The sequence below is a fragment of the Streptosporangium lutulentum genome (assembly GCF_030811455.1).
Lineage (GTDB): Bacteria > Actinomycetota > Actinomycetes > Streptosporangiales > Streptosporangiaceae > Streptosporangium > Streptosporangium lutulentum.
Map to the genome: position 1 here is coordinate 589,244 of NZ_JAUSQU010000001.1, position 26,998 is coordinate 616,241.

The following is a 26,998-nucleotide window of genomic DNA, read 5'->3' on the forward strand; positions in this document are numbered from 1 at the left end:
ACTCCTTCGTGATCGTCAGGCGGATGGGGCGGAGGTCATTCCGGCGGGATCTCCCGGAAGACCAGGCTGAGGTCCACGCCCCGCCTGCGGTTGATCAGGCGGGCCGCGACGTACCAGACGACCCCGGTGACGACCACGCCGAACATGAACCACAGCGAGAGCTGCCGGGTGACCGCGAACGTCGAGTTGATCGTGTTGTTGGCTATGAACATGACCATCAGCGTGCCGAGGGCGAGCACGCCGCCCGCTCCGGCCAGCGCCACGGCGGGGATGCCGAACACCCGCTTCCCGCCCGCCGACTCCCAGACGCCGGGCAGCCGGTACGGGAACACCACGCCGGCCAGCGCCACGACGATGAACGCCAGGATCTGGGCCAGCAGGGCGCCCAGCAGGCTGGCGTCGGACCAGTTGACCAGCGCGATGAGCGCGATCTCGCCGGTGACGGCGCACAGCGCGATGGCCTTCACCGGGGTGTGGAACCGCTCGCTGACCTCACCCAGCTTCTGCGGCACCGTACGGTCCAGCGACCAGGCGAGCATGTAACGGGTGGCCTGCATCGTCGACAGCGGGGTGCCCATCACCGCCCAGATCACAAAACCGACGCCGAGGATGAGCAGCAGGACGACGTTGTGCGTCAGCAGCGCGGCCAGGAAGTTGAAGCCGGGGGGCAGGCCCGCGGGAAGTCCGAGGGCGCCGGGGTCGGCGTTGGAGAGGTACCCCAGGCTGCCCAGCCACTGGGAGCTGACGTGGCTGGTGAGCACGAGCGTGATCAGGGCGAGCACGAGGCCGTTGACCAGCACGCCGCCGACCATCGCCCGGTACTGGGTCTTGGAGGCGCGCTTGATCTCGCCGCCGATCTGCGCGGAGCCCTGCGCGTAGCCGACCACGAAGAACACCCACGGCAGCATCAGCACGGTGTCGGCGAGGCTGAACGGCGCGCTGTTGCCGGTGTAGCCGGCCTTCTCCGCCGCCGGGATGATCTGGTTGAAGGTCAGCCCGTGGTTGCCGCGGGCGAACTCGTTCCAGCCGGCGGAGATGTGCCCGCCCTTGAAGAGCAGGAGCGCGAAGGAGAGCAGCAGGCTGAGACCGGCGATCGCGAAGAGGAACTTCTGCCACCGCCAGTACCGCTGCCCGCCCGCCGCGATGAGCACGCCGAAGCCGACGGTGATGATCGTGCCCAGCCCGAGGACCCACCACTGGGTGGTGACGCCGAACAGGTCGTGCTTGCCGAGCAGGCCGTTGCTCATGTTCAGCCAGACCGGCTGGCCGGTGACCGAGGTCAGCGTGGCCAGCGCCGCCGGGACCGCGAAGGTCAGCGCGAAGTAGGCGTTGAACCCGATCCAGAAGAAGATCATCCAGAGGCCCTGGCTCCACGAGAGCAGGAAGCCGACGATCGGGTGCAGGGTCCGGCTGACGAAGACGTAGTCCCCGCCGGAACGGGGCATGGCGGCGGAGAACTCGGCATACACCCGGAGCAGCGTGAACGCCATCAGCAACGTGCCGATGACCACCGCGAGCAGCATGTTGCCGCCCGAGAACGCGGTCTGCGCCTGGAGGAACAGGTAGACGCCGCCGACCGCGACGTTCATTCCAAAGGTGTTCATGACGAAGGCGTCGAAGAACGACACCTCGCGGATGAGTCCGGTGGCGTTGCGGACGAAGACGCCGGCCTGCCTGTCGGAAGAGGACGCCGGTAGTTTGATCGGTGTGGCCACGGCAATGGCCCCTCTCTGTCGAGCGGTGAAGCGGTGGAGCGATGGAGTAGGGCAGCCGTGAAGCCGCCGGGTCAATGGGGGGCGTCGTCGGGAAGGCCGGCGGCGCGGGCCGGGAAGCCCGCTCCGCGCTGGGGGTGACTTTCGATCTCGAATCGGAACCGGTCGGCCTGGTAGAGGACCTGGGAGAACTCCACCGGGGTGCCGTGCTGGTCATGGGTGACGCCCTGCACGCGCAGGAGCGCCTCGCCCACCGGGACCTGGAGGTGGGTGGCCTGCTCGGGGAGTGCCCGCACCACCTCGATGACGTTGCGGGCGAAGGTCATCACCGTCCCGTACCGCTCCTCCAGCAGGTGGTACAGGGAGCCGCTCAGATCCATGCCGGGCAGTCCGGGGAACAGCGACACCGGCAGTGACGCCGTGAGCAGCCCCACCGGTTCGCCGGCCAGGAACGCCACCCGCCGCAGCCGGAAGAGCTCGGCGCCGTCCGGAATCCGCAGGGCCTCGCCGGCCGGATCGCCGGCGGGGATCGTCTCCGCCGTCAGCACGCGCATCGCGGTGGGCAGCCCGGTCGCCTTGAGCGTGGCGGTGAAGCTGGACAGCAGCTGGATCCGGGTGCCGACCTTCGCCTCCCGGACGTATGTCCCGCGACCGCGGGTCCTGGTCAGGTAGCCGTCCTTGACAAGCGCCAGGATCGCTTGCCTGACGGGGGCGAGGCTGACCCCCAGACGGGCCGCGTACTCCTTCTCCTGCATGAGTTTGCCGCCGGGAACGAGACGTCCGGACACGATCATGTCGAGCAGCAGCCGGTAGATCTGCTCGTGGTAGGGGAGTGAGGACCCGCGATCGATTTCGCCTGGTGGTTCAGTGGATGACGGGTCCCATGACGCAGACGGTCTCATATGCGAAACGTAAAGATTATAAGTTTCTAATGTATCACTCTCACATTGCGTTTTGGTGGCGGAAAGGTAATGTGATCTACTTTCTGACCTGGGGAAACGCGTCGGATCTTGACGTGCTCGCCGCCTGGATCGCGGTGCGGCCGGAGGTGCCTCGGCTCGAATCCGTGGTCGCCGAGCCGTTTCCCCGGCGGTGACCGGGGTGGCCCTCGACGAGGGAGCCGCACGCGCGGCGGGGGACGGTTTGCGGTCCGGATCCGGGGGCTTCCGGGAGCCGCGGGTACCCGCTCCTGTGGCCGGGCGGGCCCGCGGACGAACCTGGTCGCGCGACGCCGCCGGGATGACGGTCCCGGCGGCGGAATCAGCGGGTCTCCGGGCGGGTTGCAGCCAGGTGTGAAGGTTGAAATTTACTCAGACGTGGTCTGTCCCTGGTGCTACATCGGCCACGCGCGCTTCGCCCGTGCCGTCGAGCGCTACCGGGCGAAGGGAGGCGAGGTGGAGGTCGAGTTCCGGCCGTTCCAGCTCGCCCCGGATACGGAGTCCAACGGGGAACTCACCCTCAAATGGGCTGCCGAGAAGTTCGGCGGGGCCGAGCGGGCCGCGCAGATGTTCGGCAGGGTGACCGACGTCGCCGCCGAAGACGGGCTGGTCCTGGACTTCGATCACTCGATCCAGGCCAACACCTTCGACGCGCACCGCCTCATCCGGCTCGCGGGCGAGCAGGGCAAGGGGCAGGAGGCGCTCTACGCGCTCTTCCAGGCCCACTTCACCAAGGGGCTCGACATCGGCTCGCGCGAGGCCCTCGCCACGCTGGCCACCGAGCTCGGCGTGCGGGTGGATCTCGAAGGGCAGGACGGCGTGGCGGAGGTGAGGGAGGAACTGGCCCAGGCTCGCGCCCTCGGCGTCAGCTCGGTGCCGCTGTTCTTGTTCGAGGGGCAGTTCGCCGTCTCCGGCGCCCAGCCCGAGGACACCCTGCTCGCCGCGCTCGAAGAGGTCGCCGAGCGTACCGGTCAGACCCCGGCGGCCAGGGCCGTCAAGGCCGCGGCGGCCGGCGGGGACGCCTGCGACGACGAGGGCGTCTGCGCCGTCTGACGGCGGTGCGGAGCCGGTGGGGCGGCGGGCGGGTCCTCGCCCGCCACCCCGTTCGCGGCCTCGCCCCTCACCTTTTTCGCGGCGTCGCTCGTGGCCTCGCCCGTCACCCCGTTCGAGGTACCGCTCGCCACCTCGCTCGCGGTGTCGCTCGTGGCCCGGCTCATGACGTCGGCGGGGTGAGGGGTCCAGCTGGAGAGGCCGAGGTCGCCGGAGCGGTAGTGACGACGGCAGAGGACCTGGTAGCGGATCGGGTCGGCGCCGGTGTCGCCGATGACCACCTGCTCGCCGGTGCGCACCAGGTCGCCGCCGACCACCCGGGCGTTCAGCCGTCCCGGACGCCCGCACCAGCACAGGACCTCCACCTGGAGGCGGCTGATCTCGTCGGCCAGCTCGAACAGGCGTTGGGCGGCCGGGAACATCTGTGAGCGGAAGTCCGAAGCCAGGCCGAAGGCGTAGACATCGATGCCGAAGTCGTCGGTGAGGTCGGCGAGCTGCTCGATCTGGGCGACCGTGTAGAAGCACGCCTCGTCGCAGATCACGTAGTCGATGCGCTCGTGCGCGCGGACCAGGGCCACCAGGTCCAGGTCGTCGACGACCTCGACGGCCTCGCTGCCCAGCCCTATCCGGCTGGTGACCTGGGGACCGCCGGAGCGGTCGTGCTTGGTCAGCACCAGCCCTCGCCTGCCCTGGCGGCCGTGGTTGTAATTCATCTGAAGGGCCAACGTGGACTTGCCGCAGTCCATTGGGCCGAAGTAGAAGCGCAGCACTCCATCCCTGGAGCCGACGGGAACAGCGGAGAGCGCAGACAATTCGGTCACGGGGGGCCAGCCTAGTGGGTCACATGGGACTGTTTGGGCAGGCGGTGCGTCGGTAGAGGTGTGTGGTCCTGTGCTGACATAGCCTGACTTGGCTTGGTTGTGAAAAGCGTGGGAGATTCCTTTTGCCTATCAAAAAGTGGGAGAACCTGTGACGACCACCAATAACTCCGCTCCGCCCCTCGGCAAGACCCCGGCCACCACGACCTCCGGTCCCTCCACCGCGGAGACCTCGGAGATGCCCACGGCGCTCGCGGCGATGATGACCGAGGACGAGGCCGTCGCCGCCCAGGCCGAGGCGGCCCGCTGGCGGTACGGGTTCCTCGTTGTCATCACGGGACTCGTGGTCATCCTGATCGGGTTCGTGGTGATCTCACTGCGCAGCGAGGACACGAACGCCGCGTTCGCCGGCCTCGTCGGGGTGTCGGGTGCGATCATCGGCGCCTACTTCGGCGTGCAGGTCGGTCAGTCCGGTAAGGACCGGGTCGAATCCGAGCTGCGCCGCACGAACGAGATCGCCATCAGGCTCGCCGCGAAAATCCACGCGCACGACGCCGACGCGGTGATCAACTCCACCATGGGTCCCCGCCGCCGCTGAGATCGTCCGGGCCGGGGTCGCGACCGCCTGCGATCATCCTCGCTCCGGCTCCGTCAAGGCCGCCGCCGACGGCCTCGCGGTCGCCAACACTGCCCAAGGACCGGGCGAAGCTTCGGCAGGGTCCGCCGATTTGCGGACGCCGCGGGAGTGGGTAGACACGGGGGCATGCGCAGCGTCCGTATCGGCGTCGACACCGGAGGCACGTTCACCGACGTGGTCTCGGTGGACGAACAGTCCGGTGAGATCACCACGACCAAAACTCCCTCCACCCCTGCCAATCCGGCCGACGGATTCATGGAGGGGGTACGGAAGGTCCTGCGGAGGGCGAGCGCGGAGACCGGCGCCGAATCGGGGATGGAGGCCGTGTCGGCCGTCGTCCACGGCACCACGGTCGCCACCAACCAGCTCCTTGAGGACCGCATCGCCGATCTGGGCTTCATCACCACCGAGGGCTTCGAGTTCATCCTGGAGATCGCCCGGCAGAGTGTCCCGGACGGCTACGGCAACTCCTACTTCTGGGTGAAACCGCCCCGCATCGTTCCGGTGCACCGGATCAAGACCGTCGGCGGGCGTCTGGACCACACCGGCGCCGAGGTCCGGCCGTTCGACGAGGCGCAGGCCGTGGCGGCGGCCAGGTGGTTCCGCGAGCGGGGGATCACCGCGATCGGGGTGTGCTTCCTCCACTCCTACGCCAACCCCGGCCATGAGCTGCGCATGCGCGAGGTCCTTGAGCGGGAGCACCCCGGCGCGGTCGTCTCGATCTCCAGCGACGTGTTGCGTGAGTACCGCGAGTACGAACGGTCGGTCACCACGCTGGTGGACGCCGCGGTCAAGCCGACCATGCGCCGCTACATCGCCAACCTGGCCGAACGGCTGGAGAAGGCGGGCGGGAGCGGCCTGCCGTTCTCCGTCATGAAGAGCAACGGCGGCGTGCTGTCCGCGGCCGAGGTCGTGAACCAGCCGATCACGACCGTGCTCTCCGGCCCGGCCGCGGGCGCGCTGGGAGCGGCGCTGATCGCCGCCACCGCCGGGCGCCCCTCGGTGATCACCCTGGACGGCGGCGGCACCTCCACCGACGTCGCGGTGGTCGTCGACGGGGAGCCCTCGCTGACCACCGAGGGCAGCATCGGCCGCTACCCCTGCAAGATCCCGATGATCGACATCGTCACCGTGGGGGCGGGAGGCGGATCCGTCGCGTGGATCTCGCCCGAGGGCACGCTGAAGGTGGGTCCCCGCTCGGCCGGGGCCGATCCGGGTCCGCTCTGCTACGGCAAGGGCGGCACCGAGGTCACCGTCACCGACGCGCACGTCTTCCTCGGCCGGGTTCCCCCGCACCTGCTCGGCGGGGAGATCCCGCTCGACGCGGACGCCGCCCGCCAGGGAATCGAGGCGCTGGCGGGCAAGATCGGGCTCACCCCCGAGCGGACCGCGGCCGGCATCCTGGAGATCAGCGCGTTCAACCAGTCGAACGCCATCCGCCAGATCACCGCCAAGCGCGGCCTGGACGTGCGCGACTTCCCCATGGTCGCCTTCGGGGGCTCGGGGCCGCTGCTGGTCTGCCGGTTGATCGACATCCTCGGGCTGCCGTCGGTGATCGTCCCGCCCGACCCGGGCAATGTGTCGGCGTTCGGGCTGTTGACGGTGGACGTCAAGAACGACTACGTGCGCACCTTCGTCACCCGCGACCTCTCCCTGCCCGCCGCCGCGGAGATCTTCGGCGACCTGGAGGGACAGGCGGCCGAGGCCCTCGACCGCGAGGGGTTCGCCGCCGGCAGGCACGTCTACGCCCGCAGCGCCGACCTGCGCTACTACGGCCAGGCCTACGAGGTCCGGGTGCCCGCCCCGGCGGGGCCGCTGGACGAGGCGTGGCGGGCCGAGGTGCTGGACCGCTTCCACGAGGCGCACCGGAGGCTCTACGGGTACGGCTACCGGGACGACCCCCGGCACGGCGTCGAGTGGGTCAACCTCCGGGTCTCGGGCATCGGACCGATCACCCGCCCGGTCATCGGGCGCAGGCCGTACGGCGTGGCGGACCCCGAACCGGCGGCGGCCCGCGAGGTCTTCTACGACGAATGGGGCCCGGCCCCGATCCACCGCCGCGCCGCCCTGGCCGCCGGGACGGCGATCGCCGGTCCCGCGGTCATCGAGGAGTACGGGTCCACGCTCCCGGTGCATCCCGGTTTCACGGCCACCGTGGACGCGTTCGGAAACCTGGAGGTGCGCCGTGAGGAGTGGTGAGCGACCGATGAGCACGGAGCGGCCGGGGAAGATGGCGGATCCGGTGCTGGTGGAGATCGTCGAGGGCACGCTGGCGTCGGTGGAGAGGGAGGTCGAGACCGCCATCGCGCGGACCGCCCGTTCGCCGATGATCCGCGACGCGCACGACTTCCGGGCGGGCATCCATGACGTACGGCTGCGCAAGCTGACCGGCAGGTCCTACTCGGCGCTGGTCCAGCCCGTCGTCAGGGACTTTCCCACCGAGGAGATGAAGCCCGGCGACGTGTTCTTCCACAACGACGTCTACCTGTCGGAGGGCGGGATCGGGCATCTGCCCGACCTGTGCGTCACGGTCCCTGTCTTCCACCGGGGGGCGGTGGTCGCCTTCGTGCAGGCGTTCGGCCATCACGACGACATCGGCGGGTCGGTGCCGGGTTCCATGCCGAGTCACGCGCGGAGCGTGTTCGAGGAGGGACTGATGGTCCCGCCGATCAAGCTGTGGGACGAGGGGGTGCCCAACCGGGCGGCGCTCACGATCATGACGCGTAACTCGCGGATGCCCGACTCGCTCGCCGGTGACCTGGACGCCGAGTGCTCGGCCTGCCTGATGGGCGCGCGGCGGCTGGGGGAGCTGTTCGACCGCTACGGGCGCGAGGCGGTGGAGGACTGCTTCGACGCGATCATCTCCAAGACCACCGAGACGTTCCGCAGGGAATTGCTGGCCAAGATTCCCGAGGGCACGCACGTGTGGGAGGACTACGCCGAGCACGACGGGGTGGACGAGCCCCGCCTGCACACCCAGCGGATGACCCTGATCGTCGACCACACCGCCACGCCTCCGCTCGTCATCGACTTCACCGGCACGTCGCCGCAGGCCAAGGGGCCGATCAACCACGCGGGCGACTACGCCGACGGGGTGTTCCTGAAGAAGTGGCTGGCGCCGATCCTGCGCAACCTGGCCGACACCCCCGAGCGGATGGCGGAGCTGGACGTCAACGAGGGAGTCGTCCCCCTCATCGAGATGAGGTTCCCGGAGAAGGGAACCCTGCTCACCCCGATCTTCCCGGCGCCCACGAACGCCCGGACGTTCGTGATCCTGCGCCTGCTGGGGGTGCTGGCCGGGGTGCTGGCCAAGGCGACCGGCGGCCGGATGCCCGCCGACCAGGAGACCATCCGCTACACGGGTGTCTACGGCGAGGACGCCGGCGGCACGCCGTACCTGATGAGAGAGGTCCTCGGCGGTGGCTCGGGCGGACGCTGGTACGCCGACGGGGAGGACACCATCCACGTCGTCCCCGACTCGCGCAACATCCCGGTCGAGTTCGCCGAGTCCCGCTGGCCGTTCCGGGTCGAGCGACTGGGCCTGGCGCGGGACTCCGGTGGCCCGGGTCTCTATCGGGGAGGTCTCGGCTACGACAAGCATCTGCGGATGCTCCGGGACGCCTCGTTCATGTCCATCGCCGACCGTTCGATCCTGTCCTGCTGGGGGGTGAACGGCGGCCGGGCAGGCCGGCCGTTCGTCGTGGAGATCGAGGGCCGGGTGATGGAGGGCCTGGTGGACGACTCGCCGGTCCGCGCGGGCGAGGTCGTCCGTGTGCGCACCACGGGCGGTGGCGGCTGGGGTTCGCCGCTGGACCGCGATCCGGCGCTGGTGGCCGCCGACGTCCGTGACGGCAAGGTCTCGGCCGAGGGGGCCCGTGACGACTACGGGGTGATCCTGTGCGGCCCCGCGGACGATCCGTCGGTCGACGAGGAGGGTACGAGCCGCCTCCGCGCCGAGTCGCGTGCCCGCGTCCCCGCCGAAGCCCCGTTCTTCGACCGGGGTCCCGGGTTCCCGTCGCTGTCGGGCGGCCTGCCGTACGCGGAGGTGGACCGCCTGTGAGGCCGTCGCGATTATTCCGGGAATACGGCGCTTGACCATTCACAGGTGAAAATTTTAACCGAGCTAGTCCGTCATCCTCATAGGCAGGTAAGGCAAATCGGAGGAATATAGTTGATTAGTAATCAATGGCGTCAAGCTGGGCGTATTTCACCATGAACGCCCCAGAAGGAGGCCATTAACCGGCAAAGAAAAGAGAAGACCATGACCGAACTCCCACTCGATGTCATGAGCATCCTCGCTGATGAGGTCGTCTCTGTCGAAGACTGGCGGACCGAGCTGGTCGACGGAAACACCGACTGAACACAGCCGCTGAAGACCTCAGAGGCCGGTGGGCTTCCCGTGCGGAAGCCCACCGCCGGCCGGAATCACGATCAGGTGAGGCGAGCCGATGACAATGGCATGGCAAGAGGGGGACAAGGAACGGATCGTCTACCCCGGGGCGCGACGTCAAGAAGTGGTCGAAGAACTGCATGGACGCCCGGTGGCCGATCCCTACCGCTGGCTGGAGTCGGGCGAAGGGGCCGAGTGCGCGGCATGGCTGGCCGCCCAGGGCGATCTTCTGGCGGCGCACGAGTCCACCTGGCCGCAGCGGGCCATGTTCCACCGGGTGGTCGCGGAGCTGGCCGGCAACGGCGCGGTGGCCGTTCCGGCGGTGACACCGCCGCTGTGGCGAGCCGGGCGTCGTTTCTTCCTCCACCGCGCGGCCGATCAGGAACTGCCCGTGCTGATGGTCTCCGCCGACGGCGGGCCGCCTCGTGCGCTGGTCGATCCCCTGGAGGTGGATCCGTCGGGACGCACGACGCTGGACGCCTGGCGGCCGTCGTGGACGGGCGACCTGCTGACCTACCAGCTCTCCTACCAAGGTGACGAGCACCCCACGCTGTGGGTGATGGACGTGTCCAGTGGCCAGACCGTCGACGGCCCGCTGGTTCCGGGCCGGGCGACGCCGACGGCGTGGCTGGCCGACGACGACGGGTTCTACTACGTGACCCTCGCCCAGGCCCGGGCCCCGGGCGCGGCGCCCCGGCGCGCGGCCGGGCTGTACCAGATCGGGTCCGGCGTCGTGGCGCCGAAACGCCAGGTCCGGCTGCACCGCATCGGCCAGGATCCCGACGAGGACGCGGTGGTCTTCGAGACCTCCTCCTCGCAACTGTCGGTCAAGATCAGCCCTGAGGGGCGGTGGCTGATGCTGAGCTGCGCGCCGGGAGCGCAGAGCGGCAACACGCTCTGGCTGGCCGGGGTGCCCGCCGGGCGAGAGCACCTCCTGTGGCCGCGTCTCCTTCACGACGGGAGAGCGGACGGCACTCAGGCGGTGCTCACCTTCGGCCCCGGCGGCCGGGTCTACGCGATCACCGATGCGGGTGCGCCGTTCGGCCGGTTGTGCGCCGTCGACCTGAGGGACCCCCGGGCCGCGGCATGGCGCACCCTGATCGCCCAGGACCCGCCCGCGGTGCTCACCGGCTGCGTGCCGCTCCACACCCCGGCCACGGGCTCCGGTCCCGATCCTGATCCCGACTCCGGTTCCGGTTCCGGTGAGGCCTATCTGCTGCTGAGCCGATCCCGCCACGGCGTGGCCGAGCTGTCCCTGCACGACGGCGAGGGCCACATGATCACAGAGGTGCCGGCGCCGGGCCCGGGGTCCGTCACCAAGCTCACCGCGCCTGCCCGCGGCGGCGAGGACGCGTGGTTCAGCTACAGCGACTTCGTCACCGCCCCGGCCGTCTACCGCTTCAACCTGCGCGACAGGCGCTGCCGGCCCGCCGTCCCCGTCCTCGTGGACTCGGCCTCTCCGGGGGCCGATCCGCGGCAACCGCCCCCGCTGATCCGTCAGGTCACCTACACCTCTCCCGACGGCACCCCGGTGCAGATGTATCTCATCCTCCCGGCGCAGACCCGGCTCCCGGCCTCCGGCCCCCCGGCGTACGGTCCCCGTCCGACGCTCCTGACCGCCTACGGCGGATTCGGAGCCTCCTGCCTTCCCGCCTACTCGCCCACGATCCTGGCGTGGGTGAGGGCCGGCGGAACCTACGCGATCGCCAACGTGCGCGGCGGCGGCGAGTACGGGACCAGCTGGCACGCCGCCGGTCGCGGCGCCAACAAACCGAATGCCTTCGCCGACTTCGTCGCCGCCGCCCGCTGGCTGATCGACCACCGGTGGACCACCCCGCGGCAACTCGCGATCAAAGGGGCCTCGCACAGCGGGCTCATGGTGGCCGCGGCCCTCACCCAGAACCCCGAGCTGTTCGCCGCCGCCGCCTGCTCCGCCGCGGTCCTGGACATGGTCCGCTACCCGAGCTTCGGCCTGGGCCCGTGGTGGGTCGCCGAGTTCGGCGATCCCGGTGAGGCCGACCAGTTCGACACCCTGCTCGGCTACTCCCCCTACCACCGGGTCCGGCCGGGCGTCGCCTACCCCGCGGTGCTCCTCACCAGCCCGCACCACGACACGCGCGTGGACTCCATGCACACTCGCAAGATGACCGCCGCCCTCCAGCACGCCAGCACCTCGGGCAAGCCCGTCCTGCTGCGCTACGAGGAAGGCGTCGGCCACGGACCACGTGCCGCCTCCCGCTGGAGCGCGCTGCAGGCCGACATCCTCGCCTTCTGCGCCGCCCACACAGGCCTGGGATGCCCCGGCACCCCTGCGCTGCCCTGATCGGCGTCACCGCCTGACCTGCTCCGCGACCCACGGCCGCCGGGCGCGAGCCGTACGGGCGGCCGTCAGGGGGTCTTGCGGCGGCCTTGCCGTCGAGCGCCGTCGCCCCCTTCGACGCGGTGTCTTCCGGTGCTCCCCGCGCCCCGGTTCCCGGCTGTCAAGATCGGCAAGATACGCTCACCTCCTGCCTGGTCGAGAAAATTGTGATGGTCTTCCGTTGGTTGCGGCTTTTGTTCCTATATGGGTACTGGCGCTGCTCGGTTTCACGGCGGGGCGTTTCCGGCTGCTCGGCGCGGAGGCCGATCGGGTGCTCGGCGGCTTCGTCTTCCACCTCGCGATGCCGGCCGCGCTGTTCTCCGTTCTCCTGCGGACCCGGCTGTCGTTCAGCGTGCCCGCGTTGGGAGCCTTCGCCGCCAGTACCGTCGTGACCATGGCCGTGGGCTTCGTCCTGAGCCGCCGGATCTTCGGCCGGAAGCCCGGCGAGGCCACGATCGGCGCGATGACCGCCGGTTACGTGAACTCCGCGAACCTCGGTATCCCGGTCGCGTTGCAGGTGCTCGGCGACGCCACCTTCCTGACCGGGGTGCTGCTGTTCCAGGTCCTGGTGGTCACTCCCGTGGTGCTCACGCTCCTGGACAGGGGCGCGGGCAGCAGGATCCGGCCGGCCCGGCTGGCGAGCCTGCCGCTGCGCAACCCGGTGATGCTCGGTATGGCCGCCGGCGTGCTCTGCTCGGTGTCCGGCTGGCGTCCGCCATCGGTGATCGCCGATCCGCTCGCCCTGCTCGGCGACGCCGCCGTGCCCGCCGCCCTGGTCGCCATCGGGCTCTCCCTGACCGTCCGCGGCCCGGCCCTGGCGGGGGAACGGGCCGAGGTGCTGGGACTGTCGGCGCTGAAGCTGCTGGCCCAGCCGCTGCTGGCGTACCTGTTCGGGCTCGCGGCACAGCTCCGTCCGGCCGAACTGCTCGCGCTGGTGGTCTGCGCGGCGCTGCCCACCGCGCAGAACGCCTACATCTTCGCCCGCGAATACGGCCAGGCCGACTCGGTGGCGCGTGGGACCGTGATCACCAGCACCGCGCTGTCGATGCTCACCCTCGCGGGGATCGGCTGGCTGCTGGGCTGACCCGGGGTGCCTGACGAGGTTCGAGGGTCGCCCGCCGGGTTTCGGCGGGCAGGCGCTTCCTGGCCGCGCATCAGGTCGTGGCGGCCGGTGCTTCCGGGCCGCATCAGGTCGTGGCGGGCCGGTGCCCAGGGGCCGTGGACGCGGTGCTCACCCTCCGGCGCCCCGGAGGACCTGGCCTTCAGAGCCCGCGATACGGTTCCTGGCATGCTTCGATCACCCGAAATCGGACCGTCGTCATCCCCCGTGACCGCGGACGATCTCGACTGGGCCGTCCGGCTCGCCGTCGGCGCCCTCCGGGAGGCGTCCCCGGCGGCCTGGGACGGCAAGGCCGGTTCGCTGGAGTGGGACTGCTGGGAGACGGTCGAGCACCTCAGCGACGACCTCTTCGCGTACGCCGCCCAACTGGGTCTCAGGACCCCGCCCTTGGACGGCTACGTCCCCTTCGCGGTGGAGAGGCGGAGACCCGGAGGTCCCGCGAACACCGTCCACGCCGACCGTGCGGCGGGGCCTGCCGGGCTGTTGCAGGTGCTGGAGGCGAGCGGCGCCCTGCTGGTCGCCATGGTGAGCACGACGCCGTCGCAGGTCCGCGCCCACCACGTCTTCGGGGCGTCGGACCCGGAAGGCTTCGCCGCGATGGGAATCGTGGAGACGCTGGTCCATACCCACGACCTGGCCAAGGGGCTCGGGCTCACCTGGAACCCGCCCGCCGAGCTGTGCTCGCGGGTGCTCACCCGGCTGTTCCCGGACGCCCCGCGGACCACGGACCCCTGGTCCACCCTGTTGTGGGCCACCGGACGCGCCGAACTGCCCGGACACCCGCGTCTCACCACCTGGCGCTGGTACGGCGAACCCCGCTCGTAGATCCTCGGGCGCCGCGACGGGCGGGCCTCGCGGGGGTCGCCGTCACGCCGGGACGATGCCGTCGAACGCGATGGGGAGGTGGCGAGGACCGCGCAGGAACGGGTGCTGCCGGTAGGGCGGCGGGTCGGTGACGAGCCGTGGGTTGACGAGCCGGCGCGTGAGTTCGGTCAGCGCGAGTTGCGTCTCCATCCGGGCGAGCGGGGCGCCGAAGCAGTAGTGGATGCCGCCGCCGAATCCGAGGTGCTGGTTGTCCTGGCGGTCGGGGTCGAAGCGGTCCGGGTCGTGGAAGCGTTCGGGGTCGCGGCTGCCGGAGGCGAGGAGCAGGGTGACGACGGAGCCCCGGGGGATGGTGGTGCCGGCGAGGTCGATGTCGGACAGCACGTTCCTCCCGGTGGCCAGCGCCTGAACCGGCGGGTCGTAGCGCAGCAGCTCCTCGACCGTGCCGATGACCAGGTCGGGTTCGTGACGCAGCCGTTCGAGCAGTTCGGGACGGCGCAGGAGGGTGAGCACCCCGTTGGCTATGAGGTTGACGGTGGTCTCGTGACCGGCGATGAGCAGCAGCGCCGCGGTGCTCAGCAGGTCGTCCGACGGCATGTCGGCGTCGAGGGCGAGGGCGGAGAGCAGGTCGTCGCCCGGATGCCGGCGATGGGCGCCCACCAGCCCTTTCAGATAGCGGCCCAGTTCGGCCGTCGCGGAGAAACGCCGCCGCTGACGTTCGGGCAGGGGACCGGTCGTCTGGTCGTTGGCCTCGATGATCGTCTGGGACCACCGGTGGAAGAGCCGGTCGTCCTCGCGGGGCACCCCGAGCAACTCGCAGATCACCGTGACGGGGAGCGGGTAGGCGAAGTCGTCGACGATGTCGGCCCGGTTCCCGCCGTCGAAGCCGTCGATCAGGTCCGTGACGATCTCGGCCATCCTGGGTGCCATGCCGTCGACCCGGCCGGGGGTGCCGGGAGGCCCGAAATGTCTCATCGCCGTGCACCGGAGCCGGTCGTGGCCGGGCGGATCGAGCCGGATGAAGGCGGGCGGCAACTCCGGGGTCTCCTCGCCCGGTGCCGCCCCCACCGCGGTCAGCTCGGGAATCCCGCGCGGGTCGGAGCTCACCCGCGGGTCGTGCAGCAGGGCGACGATCTCCTTGTAGGTACTGACCACGTAGGTCCCGTCCGACTGCCGCGCCACCGGGGTCTTGCGGAGCTCCGCGTAGAGCGGGTACGGATCCGCGCGGTTGGAGTAGTCGAGGATCTGTTCGAAGGCACCGGTCTGTGCCATGTGGATGGCCTCCCTTGACCTCTGGACTCCATGAGACGGGGCCGGCCCGTGCGCCGGGTCCTCGGTGTCACGGGTCCCGCCGCACCAACGTGGCGCGCCGTTCGTCCGGGTTGTGGCCGGTCACCACCACGGTGGCGCCCTGGGTGGCGGAAACCCGGTTCGGAATCTCCGCCGGGACGACCTGCACCTTGGCGGGCCGGCCGGTCATGTCGAAGTCGGGCGGGAACGGCGCGGCCCGCTCGATCAGTCCTTGGTAGAACTCCAGCGACATCGCCTGGTCGAAGGTGACCGCCGCGGTGATGCGGCCCCGGTAACCGTAGGCGGCGACGAACCGGCGGTCGGCGACCGAGCCCTGGGTGACGGCGACCTCGTCGGCGAAGCTCGGCACTCCGACGGACTTGATGTTGGTGCCGAACTGGGCGGACCAGAAGACGGGCAGGGACAGGTGCGGCCAGCGGTCGCTCGCCGCGCTGATCATGTTGTGGGCCGCGACCTGAGCCTGGGTGATCGCATTGCCCCAGTGTTCGAGGGAGAGGAACTGGTACTCGTAGACCGGGTGAGGGAAGCGCGCCACGTCCCCCGCGGCGAAGATGTCGTCGGTGACCAGGCCGTTGGCGTCGAAGGCGCGGCAACCCGCGTCGCAGCTCACCCCCCACACGCCGGCGGCCAGCCCCGAGCCCTCCAGCCATTCGACATTGCGTTCCGCGCCGAGCGCGGCCACCGCCACCTCGACGTCGATCGCACTGCCGTCGGACAGGTGCGCGCGGCGCAGCCGTCCGGCCCCGTCTCCTTCCAGAGCCGTGACCGTGACACCGCAGCGCAGGTCCACGCCGTGCTCCTGCTGCATCTCCGCCGCGATCGCACCGATCACCCCGCCCAGCGCGTCCACCATCGGAGCCGGTCCGCGCTGGACGACGGTGACCGGCAGGTCCAGCTCCCGGCAGACGGAGGCGACCTCCGAACCGTTGAAGCCGGCGCCGATCACCAGCACCCGGCGGGGGCCGGCCGCCAGCCGTTGCCGCAGCAGGGCCGCGTCCTCGCGGGTGCGCAGCACGAACACCCCGTCCAGGGCCGCCTCCGCCTCGTTCGGCCATGGCCGGGCACGCACCCCGGTAGTGATCAGCAGGCGGTCGAACTCGACCCCCCGGCCGTCGGCGAGAAGGACCTGTTTGCCGTCCAGGTTCAGCCCGGTGGCCCTCTGCCCTCGCAGCCACTCGGCGTCGAACTCGCTGCGCCGGGGAAGCGCGGTGTATTCGGCGGGCATCTGCCCGGTCAGGACCTGCTTGGACAGCGGCGGGCGATCGTAGGGCTCGGACGGCTCGTCCCCGATCAGGGTCAGCGATCCCTCGTAGCCCTCCCTGCGCAGCGTCGCCGCGGCGCGCAGCCCGGCCAGGGAGGCGCCGACGATGACGATGCGGCCGACCCCCTCCAGCGCCTTCCCGCGCCTGGCGCGGGGCGCGGCGGCCTTCTTCGGCCCGGTCTCCTTCGGTCTTCCCAGAGTGTCCACCTGGTCGACCACCAGGGCCTGGACCGGGCAGGCCGCCGCCGCGCGCAGGACCCGCCCGCGTTCCGCGTCGTCCGGGTGAAGCTCGTACATCAGCGCTTCCGCATGATGCATCTTGAAGACGTCCGGGGCGAAGAAGGCACACTGCCCGTATCCCTGACAGCGCGTGAGGTCAACGACGACTCTCATGTGGACCGTCCCCTTCCGTACAGGGGTGACCGCGCATGCGGGCGGCGGGGTGGCACGCCCCCCGAGCCGTCGGCCGTGAGGTCGGACGTCGCGGATCACCCGCCCGAGGTGGGCGCCGGACTCGTCCCGCACCCGTCCCACTACTCGTGTCCGGCTGCTTCAAACTCTATCAACTTCCCAGGTCACAGCCTTGCGGAGGGGGGCGGGCCCCGTTCTTCCCCACTCCGGGACGAGAGGGAGGGCGCCGGGTCGCCGCGTCGTCCCACCGGGAGTTGAGCCCGGCACTCCGGGAGTCAGGCCTTGCCTGCGGAGGGGTGGACGGGTTCGCTGGTGGCATGCCTTCTACGGTCACTGCGGTACGGCACGGTCAGAGCGAGTCCAACGCGGCCTTCGACGAGGCCCTGAGCAAGGGTGTGGGAATCGCCCTGACCCGTCCGGACGGAGGCGTGTCGCTGAGCCCGCTCGGCAGGGAACAGGCCACGGAGCTGGGGCGCCGCCTGGCGGGAGAGGACCCGCCCGACCTCGTTCTGTGCTCGCCGTACCTGCGGGCCGTGCAGACCTGGGAGCTCGTCGCCGCCGAGCTGGACGCGTCTCCCGAGGTCCGGCTGGACGCCCGGTTCGGGGACCACGAGATGGGGGAGTGGTCGGGAATGAACATGGCGGCGATCAGGGAGAGGTTTCCCGAGGAGTCGGAGAATCTGAGGTCGCGGATGTTCGCCGGGTGGAGCCCGCCCGGCGGGGAGAGTTTCCCCGACGTCGCCGACCGGCTGCGTGAGGCGCTGGAGGAGTCGCGCGCCGAGCACACCGGGAGCCGGGTGCTGATCGTCGCGCACGACTCCGTGGTGCTGATTCTCAGACATGTGATCGAGGGTGTTCCGATGAACGCCCTCGAGGAGTTCATCCCGGTCCGCAACGCCTCGGTCTCGGTGTGGAGAGACTCCAAGGCCGAGGTCTTCAACGACACCGGGCACCTGCGGAGAACGTCTTTCTGACCGGGGTCTCCGGCGGCGCGGGCCCTCGCGGAGGACATCGCCTGAGAACGGATTTCCCCCGTTCCATTGACGTGTGGGCCGTCCTGAGGTCTGCTGCGGCTAGTCGTTTGTAGATCCTCACCGGGTGAGGTTCGCGGAAGGAGCCGCATGCGCCTGCGCATGGTGATGGCGAGCCTCGTGCTGGCCGTGGCATCTATGACGGCCGCACCCGCGTGGGCCGGCCCGGACGCCGCCCCGGGATCCGGGGCGATTCCCGGGCCAGGAACAGGGACAGGGACCGCGGGACCTGGACTCACCTCCGGCTCCGCCGGTCCGGCCCCGGGTTCCGCCGGATCGGTCACGCCGGCCGTCGCCGGGTGCGATCCGATCGCCGGTACGGAGTGCCTGCTGCCGTTCCCCAACGACTGGTTCACCACGAACGCGCGCACCCCCACCGGGCTCCGGGTGAACCTCGCCGCCGAGGCCATGCCCCGCAACACGATGGGCACCCCGATCGACCCGGCGCAGTGGAACACGGCCGACGGCTTCTCCCCGGGCTCGATGCTGCTGGCCCACGTGCCCGGCCTCGACCTCGACAAGACCGGCGCCGCGCCCGTCACCGACGTCGGATGGTCCCTGCGCCGCGACGCCCCCATCGTGATCGTCGACACCAGGACCGGCGAGCGCTGGCCGTACTGGGCCGAACTCGACGCGGGTGCCACCGACCCCGCCCGGCAGATGCTGATCATCAGGCCCGCGAAGAACTTCCTTGAGGGCCACCGCTACGCCGTCGCCCTGCGACGGTTGAAGAACGCCAAGGGCGAGGATCTCCCGGTCCCGCAGAGTTTCGCCAGGCTCCTCCCCGGGGGGTTCCCCTCCGGGGAGCTCCTCACCCGGCGGCAGCGCGAGCTCAGGCAGACGCTCGGCGACCTCGCCCGCGCCGGGGTCGGCGCGGAGGGGCTTCACCTGGCGTGGGACTTCACCGTCGCCAGCGAGCAGGGCATCGCCGGTCCCGTGCTGGCGATGCGCGACCAGGCGCTGAGCACCCTGCGCGGGCGCTCGCCGCGCTTCACGGTCACCGCCGTCACCGACCTCACCCCCGAGCAGGATCCCCACGTCGCCCGCGAGGTCACCGGGGAGATCATGGTTCCCAACTTCCTCGACAAGCAGGGAGGACCGCCCGGCTCGAACCTCAACCGGGGGCCGGGCGGGGTGCCGCGCCCCCTCGGCGACGCCCTGAAGGCGCAGTACGTGTGCGAGATCCCGCGCTCGGCGTTCGAGCGGCCCGCGCGGCCCTCCCTGTACGGCCACGGCCTGCTCGGGAAGGCCACCGAGGTCCGTGCCCGCAATGTGCGGGCGATGGCGGGGGAGCACGGCTTCATGTTCTGCGCCACCAAGTGGATCGGGATGGCCGACGAGGACATCCCGCACGTGGCGAGCGTGTTCGGAGATTTCTCCGCGTTCGGTACGGTGACCGACCGGCTCCAGCAGAGCCTGCTCAACTTCGTCCTCCTCGGCAGAGCGATGATCACCAAGGACGGTTTCGCGAACCACGACGCCTTCCAGGACAAGCGGGGCAGATCGCTGATCGACCGGCGGGCCGAGCTCGCCTACGACGGCAACAGCCAGGGCGGTATCGCGGGAGGTGCGCTGGTCGCCGTCTCGCCCGACGTGCGCAACGCCGTGCTCGGCGTGACGGGTATGAACTACAGCACGCTACTCAACCGCAGCGTGGACTTCGCGCCCTTCCAGCTGCTCATGAACGACTCCTACCCCGACAAGCAGATCCAGCAGATCTGCTTCGCGCTGATCCAGATGCTCTGGGACCGGGCCGAGACGAACGGCTACGCCCAGCACCTGACCGACGATCCGCTGCCCGGCTCGCCCCGCCACCGTGTGCTGTTGCACGTCGCCTTCGGCGACCATCAGGTCTCCACGGTGACGGCCGAGGTCGAGGCCCGTACGGTGGGCGCGCGCGTCCACCAGCCGGCCGTGGCCGACGGGCGCAATCCCGACGTCGAGCCGTACTGGGGGCTGAGGGCCCTGCCCGGTGGCCCCTATCCCGGCTCCGCCCTGGTCGTCTGGGACAGCGGCACCCCCGCGCCCCCGGTGGCCAACCTCCCGCCGTCCGGCCCGCAGTACGGCCGCGACCCGCACGAGGACCCCAGGAACGACCCCGGGGCCCGCATGCAGAAGGCCCGCTTCCTCCGGGACGGCCTGGTGGTCGACGTCTGCGGCGACGCCCCCTGCACGGCCGGCCCGGTGGGTCTGTCCTAGACGAGCGGTTCCGAGATACGGCGACGCGATCGACGGTCCGGGAGGCATGGCCTCTCTCAGACCGTCGAGGCGGATGCCTCAGGCCGTGGGGGAAGACTGCGCCGCCGCGATCGAGTCGGCGATCGGCGTCGTCGGGCGTCCGATGAGCCGTGACAGGTCGCCCGGCGTGGAGGACAGCGCGCCCCGGCCGATGGCGTCGTCCACGTCCACCAGGATCTCGGCGAAGGCCGCGGGGACCCCCGCGCCGGTGAGGAGCGCCTGGCGTTCGGCGGCGGAGACGGAGGTGTGGACGACCTTCGTGCCGGTCTGCCGCGACACCTCCTCGGCGAACTCCTCGAACGACCACGCGGTGTCGCCACCCAGTTCGTACGCCTGGTTCAGGTGCCCGTCGCCGTTCATGACGACCGCGGCGGCCGCGGCGTAGTCCGCACGGGGGGCGGTGGCGATGCGGCTCCCGGCGGGGACGTTGGTGACGATGGCGCCGCGCTCCACCACGCCGGGGAGGTCGCCGACGTACATCTCCGAGTACCAGTTGTTGCGCAGGAAGGTGTACGGCAGGCCGGAGTCGAGGATCAACCGCTCGGTCTCGCGGTGATCGTCCGCGAGCAGGAAGTCGGCCTTGGGCCCGCCGAACACGCCGACGTACCCCAGTTGCGCCACGCCCGCCGCTCTCGCCGCGTCGATCACCGCGGCGTGCTGGGCGGTGCGCCTGCCCACGTCGGTGCCGGAGATCAACAGCACGCGGTCCTCGGGGCGGAACGCCCCCGCGAAGGTCTCGGGCCGGTCGTAGTCGGCGAGGTGCAGCCGGACGCCCTTCGCCACCAGATCGGCGGCCCTCTCCTCGCTGCGCGCGACGGCCGTGACCTCCCCCGCCGGTACCCCGGCGGCGAGCAGGTCCGCGATGATCATACGGCCGAGCTGCCCGGTCGCCCCGGTGATGACGATGCTCATCGAAGTGCTTCTTCCCGTTGGATGCGTGTCATAAGTGCAGGTCCCGCACTCGGAGCTCACCCTATGATCGGTACTTGTTCTTTCGTAAGTACCCACCTTGAAGTAAGGTACTGGCGTGGAAGTAAGGGAGAAGCCGGTGCCCGCAGGACTCACGGCGGCCGAGACACGCCAAATGCAGCCGAATGTCAACCGCGCGGAATGCCCGTCACGGCTGGTGCTCGAACACGTCACCAGCCGCTGGGGCGTGCTGGTCCTGGCCGCGCTGCTGGAGCGCTCATACCGTTTCAGCGAGCTGCGCCGCCAGATCGGAGGGGTGAGCGAGAAGATGCTCGCGCAGACCCTCCAGGCGCTGGAACGCGACGGCTTCGTCCGCCGCGACGCCAAACCCGTCATCCCGCCACGCGTCGACTACTCGCTGACGCCCATGGGTCACGAGGTCGCCGAGCAGGTGTGGACGCTGACCCGGTGGGTCGAGGGCAGGCTGGACGACGTCTTCGAGGCGCGCGAGGCGTACGACGGGGCGAGAGCGTCCTAGAACCGATCCCCGAGGCGACCGGGCGATTGCCCGGATCCGCTTCACCGTTTCCCTATCGGTAGGGCAATGACCTGCGGCGGACCCGCGTGATCTCTGCGGGGGAGGGGTAGGCGTTCCCCGTGTGCTCCGGGTCCTGATCCGGGTCGAGGGCAAGATCATCATTCGGATCTCACCCAGACGGATGTGGGCCGCCTTCGCGCCGCGGTGTCGCCCCCCGGACCGCTTCGCGACGTTCCGCATCCAGAGCGTCAAGCGGTTCGACGCAAAAGGGGAGCACGGGTCATGACGGTGAACGATCACAAAGCCGCCGGAGAGCAGACCGCCCAGCCGTTTGGCACGCTGGAGCTGGTGCACGCCTTCAGGGAAGGCCCGATGCCGACCGGCGTCACGGTGTCGCCCACTGGCCGGATCTTCGTCAACTATCCGCTCTGGGGCGATGACGTCGCCGCCACCGTGGCCGAGCTGCGCGACGGCAGGGCCGTGCCGTTCCCGGACCAGGCGTGGAACGGCCGTTCCGGTGACCCGGCCAAGCGGCTGGTGTCGGTGCAGAGCGTGGTGGTCGACCCGGCCGGCCGTCTGTGGATCCTGGACACCGGCAGCCCGCTGTTCAAGCCCACCGAACCGGGCGGCCCCAAGCTGGTCTGCGTGGACCTGCGGACCGACACCGTGATCCGGGTCATCGCCTTCGAGCCCGGCGTGGCGCCGAGCACCTCCTACCTCAACGACGTCCGCTTCGACCTGCGCAAGGCGGCCGAGGGCATCGCCTACATCACCGATTCCTCCGGCGACGGTCCCAACGCCATCGTCGTGGTGGATCTGGCGACCGGACAGGCATGGCGGCGACTGGACGACCACCCCAGCACCAGGGCCGAAAGCCCGCCCTCCTACCTGCCGATCGTCGAGGGCCGCGTCTTCATGGAACGCCCGAAGGACGGTCCGCCCAAGCCCGTCCTGATGGGCGCCGACGGCATCGCCATCTCAGCCGACGGCCGGCGGCTGTTCTACTGCCCGCTCATGTCACGACACCTGTACAGCGTGTCGGCCGACGCCCTGGCCGACCGCTCGGCCGGTGAGGAGGAGGTGGCGGCCACGGTCGTGGACGAGGGAGACAAGGGCGGCTCGGCCGATGGCCTGGAAACCGACGACGCCGGACGCGTCTACATCACGAACTGGGAGCACAACGCCATCATGCGCCGCCTCCCCGACGGAACCTTCGAGACCTTCGTGCACGACCCGAGGCTGCTGTAGCCCGACACCATGTCGGTCACCCAGGGACACCTTTACGTCACCTCCAACCAGCTCCACCGGCAGGCGGCCTACCAGAACGGGCAGGATCTGCGCCGCTACCCCTACGCGCTGTTTCGCACGCCGATCGACGCCGGCCCCGTCCGGCTGCTCTGAACGACGACCGTACACACCGCCACCGGCCCGCCCCGCTGAGCGGGACGGGCCGGGACGGTTCAGGGTGCGGCAGCGCCTACTGGGCGGCCTTGTCGGGACGCTCGGAGATGCGGATGGAGTTGACGACGGTGTCGCCGGTCCGCTTGACGAACCGCAGGTTGAGCTGGCCGTCGGTGACCTTCACCGTGTACTGCCGGTTGACGGCGGTGTACGCGCCGGCCTCCAGCGCCAGGTCCAGCGCGGGGATCGCGAGCTGACCCTCGACGATGACGTCGAAGACGCGCTGGCCCTCACGCTTGCCTCGGGTCTCGGCGAAGCCCAGCTCGACGGTGTAGGTGCCGTTCGGCACCTGGTCGAACCGGTACTCCAGCATCGACTCGCGGACACTCTTGAACAGCGCCTGCTCGGTGGTGCCCGCGATCGTCCTGCTCGCGGTGTTCGTCTTGGTGCTGGTGCCCACGTAGCCGTGGCCGCCCGTGCTGTACTTCCGGTCGGCGGTCCAGCGGTCGCCGACGGTGTCGACGACGTCCCTGGTGCCGCCCACCTCGACGGCGACCTGGTGCTTGGGCACCACGACCGTCACGAGGATCTCGATCTGCGGGTTGCGGCCGCTCGCCGAGCGCACCAGCAGCTTGCCGGTGCGGACGGTGCCCGGCTGGACGCCCGTGCTGGAGGCGGTGACCTTCAGCGTCACGGACGTGCCCGAGTTGAGCTGGCCGCCGGTGGGCGTCACGCTCAACCAGGTCTGGGCGGGGTCGTTCACGACGGTGTAGGCCGTGGAGCCTCCCAGGTTCGACAGCTCGACGGTGCCGGTCCTGGTGGAGGAGGCCGGCATGACCAGGGTCAGCTCGCCGACCGAGGCCGTCACCCGGCCGGTGGCCAGGGCGGTGTCGACCCGGGTCAGGGCTCCGGCGGTGACGGTGACCTCCTGGGTGAAGGTCCCGTAGTTCTCCTTGGAGACCTCGACCTGGTAGTCGCCCACCAGGATCTGCCCGAGGAACGTGCCGTCGTCGGAGGTGGTGAAGGTGGCCGCGTCGCCGACCTTCACCGTCGCGCCCGCCAGCGGCTTGCCGTCGTTGGCGTCGGTGACGGTGCCGGTCAGCCGCCCGTGCCGGCTCGCGCCGAAGGTCAGGCTCTGGCCGTCCCTGAGCGCGGCGCTGTCGAAGGAGTACAGCAGCGCGTCGGTGCCGCCCGGACTCTCGATGCCCACCGTGGCGCTGGTCCCGGAGGCGCGCTCGCTGGTGATGCCGCGGTAGCGGTACCCGATCGAGCCGTCCTCGCCGAGCAGAGCCGAGAACGAGATGCGCAGGTTGGCGTCGGAGTAGAACCGGGCGTTGCGCCATTCGACGACGAAGGTGCGGTTCGGCGCGGTCCCGAGGGTGGCGGTGTAGACCCCGCCCTGGTCGTCCAGCACCAGGTCGTCCCAGTAGGGATAGATCGCCGCGTTGGGCGCCGCGGTGGAGGGCAGGGTTCCGTTGCCCGCCGCGGTGTTGCTGGCGGTGAAGTTCAGGAGTCCGTTGCTGCTGATCCAGCCGTTGGTCTGGCCCACGCCGTAGAAGGGGAAGGTGAACGGCAGCGTGATCGGCTGGGCCGCGTCGTCGCCGGTGAGCGTCTGCTTGACGGTGCCCGCGACGTACGCCTCGGCGCCGCTGGTGCAGGTGTAGCCGAAGGAGTCGGCGCGGCGCGGCAGGTCGACGTCCTTGGTCAGGTCACCGCTCACCGTGATCGGCACGGTGAGGCCGTCCGCGCATCGGGAGACCGGGGTGGTCCTCAGCTGGTGGTCACCGTGTGGCAGCGTGAGCCGGTAGCGGCCCGCGGCGTCGGTGACGGCGCTGACCGGGGTGCCCACCGCGAGCACCGTGGCGCCCGCCTCGGGCGCGCCCGCGGCGGTGACCGTTCCCGACACCGTGCCCGAGGGCGTCGGCGTCAGCGACACGTTCTCGGTGGTCGTCTGGTCGACCGCGACGGTGACGGTCGCGGTGGCGTCGTCGTACCCGAACTTCTTGACGGTGAGCTGGTAGTCGCCGACCATCAGGCGGGGCAGCGCGTACGTCCCGTCCTGCGCGGTGGTGACCGTGCGGTTCAGCGGTCCGGTGACGGTGAGGGTCGCCGCGGCCACCGGCGAGCCGCCGCTGGTGACGGTGCCCTCCAGCGCGCCGAGTTCCCCGACGGGAGCGGACTGGACCGCCGCGAACGCGTCGAGCCGGCCCTCGCCCCAGATGTTGTTGTCCGCGGCGGTGCCGCCGCAGCGCGTGTCGTTGACGTCGATCGAGGTCTGGTCGAGCAGTTCCCGCGTGGCGGTGATGTCACCGTGCAGGGTGGGGGAGGCCGACCACATCAGCGCGACGGTGGCCGCCAGGTGCGGGGAGGCCATCGACGTGCCGGAGATGGGGCCGTACCCGCTGTCGGCGATGGACGAGCGCACGTTGACGCCGGGAGCCGCGAGGTTGGGCTTGATCTCGCCCTCCTCACCGGAGCCGCGGGTGGAGAAGCTCGCGATGGCGTTGTTGATGTCGAACGCGCCGGCGCTGTAGCTGGAGATGTACTGCCCGGGCGAGCCGCTGGAGTTGCATCCCGCGCCCGTGACGTTGCCGTTGGCGAAGGCGGGGAAGATGCCCGCCGCGACCCACGCCGCGACGATCTCCTTGTACCAGGGGTCGAACCCGGGGCCGCCCCAGGAGTTGTTGACGATGTCCGGCGCCAGGTCGGGGCGCGGGTTGTCGCCGTTCAGGTCGGTGGGCGCGAGGATCCACTGCCCGGCGGCGAGCAGCGAGGCGTCGGAGCAGGTGTTGGATTCGCAGCCCTTGGCGGCGATCCACTTCGCGCCGGGGGCGACGCCGATGGCGTTGGCGCCGCCGTCGTCGCCGACCATGGTGCCCATGGTGTGGGTGCCGTGGTCGTTGTTGTCACACGGCGCGGCGGTCGGGCACACCCCGGCCGGGTCGAACCAGTTGTAGTTGTGGTCGACGCCGCCGTCGGGCTTCGTGCCGCGATAGTGGTCGATCAGCGCGGGGTGGTCCCACTGCACACCGCTGTCGATGTTGGCCACGACGATGCCCTCGCCGCGGGTGCCGAGCTCGCTCCAGACCCTCGGAGCGTTGACGCGGTCGATGTTCCATTCGATCGCGCTGACCTTCGCCTCCTCCTTGCCCGGCAGCGGGTCGGGCAACTTGGTGACGCGATTGGGCTCGATTCGCTCCACTTCGGGCAGCTTCGCGATCTCCGCGGCCAGCTTGGCGTCGCCGGTCACCTGGACGGCGTTGGCGATCCAGAACGAGGTGAAGTCGACGTGCTGGGCGGTGAGGAGTTTGCGCAGGCCCGCCTGCGACGACGTGGCGAGCTCGGTCTTGGCCCGGAAGACCTGCTTGGCCTTCTCGGTCTTGGTCGTCGCCCTGCGGGCCGCACTGAGGTCGGCGCCTTCCTTCAGGCGAACCCAGAAGGTGGCCTTGTCGTCGGCGGCCAGCTCGCTCAGGACGGTCTGGTGGATCTTGTCGGGAGCGGGGGCGGGTGCGGCCTGGGCGACGCCCTGGGGGAGTACGAGAGCAAGGGCGGCGACGGTCCCGGTCAGGACCGCCCGCCAGTTTCGGAAAGTGTTGGACACACGATCTCCTTCACGCCAGGCGGGGGGTGTTCCGCCGGGAGAGCGACGTGGGATGCGTATGATCTTTGCAACCCACGTGGAGAAGCGTGAATCGATCATGTCAATTTTTCAAGCTTTTAGATCATTAAAAAACGATATTTCGTCAGAATTAACACGGGTGGACTGTGAATGGCCGGAATCGGACCGGTCGCCCTATTGACGATGGCCCGGTAAGAGGGTCGGAATCCGTGGTGCCGGGCGGTGTCCACCGCGGTCCGGCCGGCCGCACGCCCCCGGCGTCCCGGGCCGGGACCGGGCCGAGGGACGCCGGCCGCCGCCGGAGGACGCGCCCCGGTCTTCCCGCCGTCGGCGCCCACCCGGGCCGGCGGGGCGACGGGTGGTCGGCAAGCGGCGGCGGGTCCCGGCGGCCCCTTGAACACGCGCGGATTCAAGGACGAACTTCCGTTTTCCG

Annotated in this window: 20 protein-coding genes; 13 read left to right on the forward strand and 7 right to left on the reverse strand. The window is 70.4% G+C overall.

Annotation, left to right across the window (positions count from 1 at the left end):
• Positions 1 to 35: 35 nt before the first annotated feature.
• Positions 36 to 1,715, reverse strand: a complete 1,680-nt coding sequence (locus J2853_RS02510; protein WP_307554509.1) for an APC family permease — start codon at positions 1,713 to 1,715, stop codon at positions 36 to 38.
• Between the two features lie 71 nt (positions 1,716 to 1,786).
• Positions 1,787 to 2,614, reverse strand: a complete 828-nt coding sequence (locus J2853_RS02515; RefSeq protein ID WP_307554511.1) for a GntR family transcriptional regulator — start codon at positions 2,612 to 2,614, stop codon at positions 1,787 to 1,789.
• Positions 2,615 to 2,685: 71 nt separating this feature from the next.
• Between J2853_RS02515 and J2853_RS02520 the strand changes: the two genes are divergently transcribed.
• Together J2853_RS02520 and J2853_RS02525 are read left to right on the forward strand one after the other, a co-directional pair.
• Entirely contained in the window at positions 2,686 to 2,808 is a 123-nt protein-coding gene (locus J2853_RS02520) for a hypothetical protein (RefSeq protein WP_307554513.1), read from the forward strand.
• Positions 2,809 to 3,004: 196 nt separating this feature from the next.
• On the forward strand, positions 3,005 to 3,703 hold the full coding sequence (locus J2853_RS02525; RefSeq protein WP_307554515.1) for a DsbA family oxidoreductase: 699 nt from the start codon (positions 3,005 to 3,007) through the stop codon (positions 3,701 to 3,703).
• On the opposite strand, the gene J2853_RS02530 is transcribed toward J2853_RS02525, so the two are convergent.
• Positions 3,622 to 4,521, reverse strand: coding sequence for a thymidine kinase (locus J2853_RS02530; protein WP_307554517.1), 900 nt, complete (start codon positions 4,519 to 4,521; stop codon positions 3,622 to 3,624). The two genes, J2853_RS02525 and J2853_RS02530, sit on opposite strands and share 82 nt — an antisense overlap.
• Before the next feature lie 148 nt (positions 4,522 to 4,669).
• Here J2853_RS02530 and J2853_RS02535 point away from each other — a divergent pair, with 148 nt between their 5' ends.
• From J2853_RS02535 to J2853_RS02560, 6 genes are all read left to right on the forward strand, one after another.
• Positions 4,670 to 5,116 (forward strand): hypothetical protein, encoded by a 447-nt coding sequence (locus J2853_RS02535; RefSeq protein ID WP_307554519.1) that lies wholly within the window; start codon positions 4,670 to 4,672, stop codon positions 5,114 to 5,116.
• A 165-nt stretch (positions 5,117 to 5,281) separates the two neighbouring features.
• On the forward strand, positions 5,282 to 7,354 hold the full coding sequence (locus J2853_RS02540) for a hydantoinase/oxoprolinase family protein (RefSeq protein ID WP_307554521.1): 2,073 nt from the start codon (positions 5,282 to 5,284) through the stop codon (positions 7,352 to 7,354).
• Between the two features lie 7 nt (positions 7,355 to 7,361).
• Positions 7,362 to 9,215, forward strand: a complete 1,854-nt coding sequence (locus J2853_RS02545; protein ID WP_307554523.1) for a hydantoinase B/oxoprolinase family protein — start codon at positions 7,362 to 7,364, stop codon at positions 9,213 to 9,215.
• A gap of 394 nt (positions 9,216 to 9,609) precedes the next feature.
• Entirely contained in the window at positions 9,610 to 11,868 is a 2,259-nt protein-coding gene (locus J2853_RS02550; RefSeq protein ID WP_307554525.1) for a prolyl oligopeptidase family serine peptidase, read from the forward strand.
• A gap of 217 nt (positions 11,869 to 12,085) precedes the next feature.
• Positions 12,086 to 12,988 carry an AEC family transporter gene (locus J2853_RS02555; protein ID WP_307554526.1) on the forward strand — a complete coding sequence of 301 codons (903 nt, stop codon included), beginning with the start codon at positions 12,086 to 12,088 and terminating at the stop codon, positions 12,986 to 12,988.
• 243 nt (positions 12,989 to 13,231) lie between these two features.
• Complete coding sequence (locus J2853_RS02560) at positions 13,232 to 13,849, forward strand: hypothetical protein (RefSeq protein ID WP_307554528.1); 618 nt, start codon at positions 13,232 to 13,234, stop codon at positions 13,847 to 13,849.
• A 42-nt stretch (positions 13,850 to 13,891) separates the two neighbouring features.
• Here the strand turns inward: J2853_RS02560 and J2853_RS02565 are convergent, their stop codons facing one another.
• Complete coding sequence (locus J2853_RS02565) at positions 13,892 to 15,118, reverse strand: cytochrome P450 (protein WP_307554530.1); 1,227 nt, start codon at positions 15,116 to 15,118, stop codon at positions 13,892 to 13,894.
• A gap of 67 nt (positions 15,119 to 15,185) precedes the next feature.
• On the reverse strand, positions 15,186 to 16,811 hold the full coding sequence (locus tag J2853_RS02570) for an FAD-dependent oxidoreductase (protein ID WP_307554532.1): 1,626 nt from the start codon (positions 16,809 to 16,811) through the stop codon (positions 15,186 to 15,188).
• Between the two features lie 335 nt (positions 16,812 to 17,146).
• Between J2853_RS02570 and J2853_RS02575 the strand changes: the two genes are divergently transcribed.
• Positions 17,147 to 17,803, forward strand: coding sequence for a histidine phosphatase family protein (locus J2853_RS02575; RefSeq protein WP_307554534.1), 657 nt, complete (start codon positions 17,147 to 17,149; stop codon positions 17,801 to 17,803).
• A gap of 147 nt (positions 17,804 to 17,950) precedes the next feature.
• Positions 17,951 to 20,059: a hypothetical protein gene (locus tag J2853_RS02580; RefSeq protein ID WP_307554536.1), complete on the forward strand. Its 2,109-nt coding sequence runs from the start codon at positions 17,951 to 17,953 to the stop codon at positions 20,057 to 20,059.
• Positions 20,060 to 20,137: 78 nt separating this feature from the next.
• On the opposite strand, the gene J2853_RS02585 is transcribed toward J2853_RS02580, so the two are convergent.
• Positions 20,138 to 21,010, reverse strand: coding sequence for an NAD(P)H-binding protein (locus J2853_RS02585; protein WP_307554538.1), 873 nt, complete (start codon positions 21,008 to 21,010; stop codon positions 20,138 to 20,140).
• A gap of 136 nt (positions 21,011 to 21,146) precedes the next feature.
• Here J2853_RS02585 and J2853_RS02590 point away from each other — a divergent pair, with 136 nt between their 5' ends.
• The 3 genes from J2853_RS02590 to J2853_RS02600 all read left to right on the forward strand — a co-directional run bounded on the left by J2853_RS02590 (position 21,147) and on the right by J2853_RS02600 (position 22,946).
• Entirely contained in the window at positions 21,147 to 21,545 is a 399-nt protein-coding gene (locus tag J2853_RS02590; protein ID WP_307554540.1) for a winged helix-turn-helix transcriptional regulator, read from the forward strand.
• A gap of 282 nt (positions 21,546 to 21,827) precedes the next feature.
• Entirely contained in the window at positions 21,828 to 22,793 is a 966-nt protein-coding gene (locus J2853_RS02595; RefSeq protein WP_307554543.1) for an L-dopachrome tautomerase-related protein, read from the forward strand.
• A 9-nt stretch (positions 22,794 to 22,802) separates the two neighbouring features.
• Positions 22,803 to 22,946, forward strand: coding sequence for a hypothetical protein (locus J2853_RS02600; RefSeq protein ID WP_307554545.1), 144 nt, complete (start codon positions 22,803 to 22,805; stop codon positions 22,944 to 22,946).
• Positions 22,947 to 23,022: 76 nt separating this feature from the next.
• Here J2853_RS02600 and J2853_RS02605 read toward each other — a convergent pair whose 3' ends face one another.
• Positions 23,023 to 26,547, reverse strand: coding sequence for an NIDO-like domain-containing protein (locus J2853_RS02605; RefSeq protein WP_307554547.1), 3,525 nt, complete (start codon positions 26,545 to 26,547; stop codon positions 23,023 to 23,025).
• Between the last annotated feature and the right edge of the window lie 451 nt (positions 26,548 to 26,998).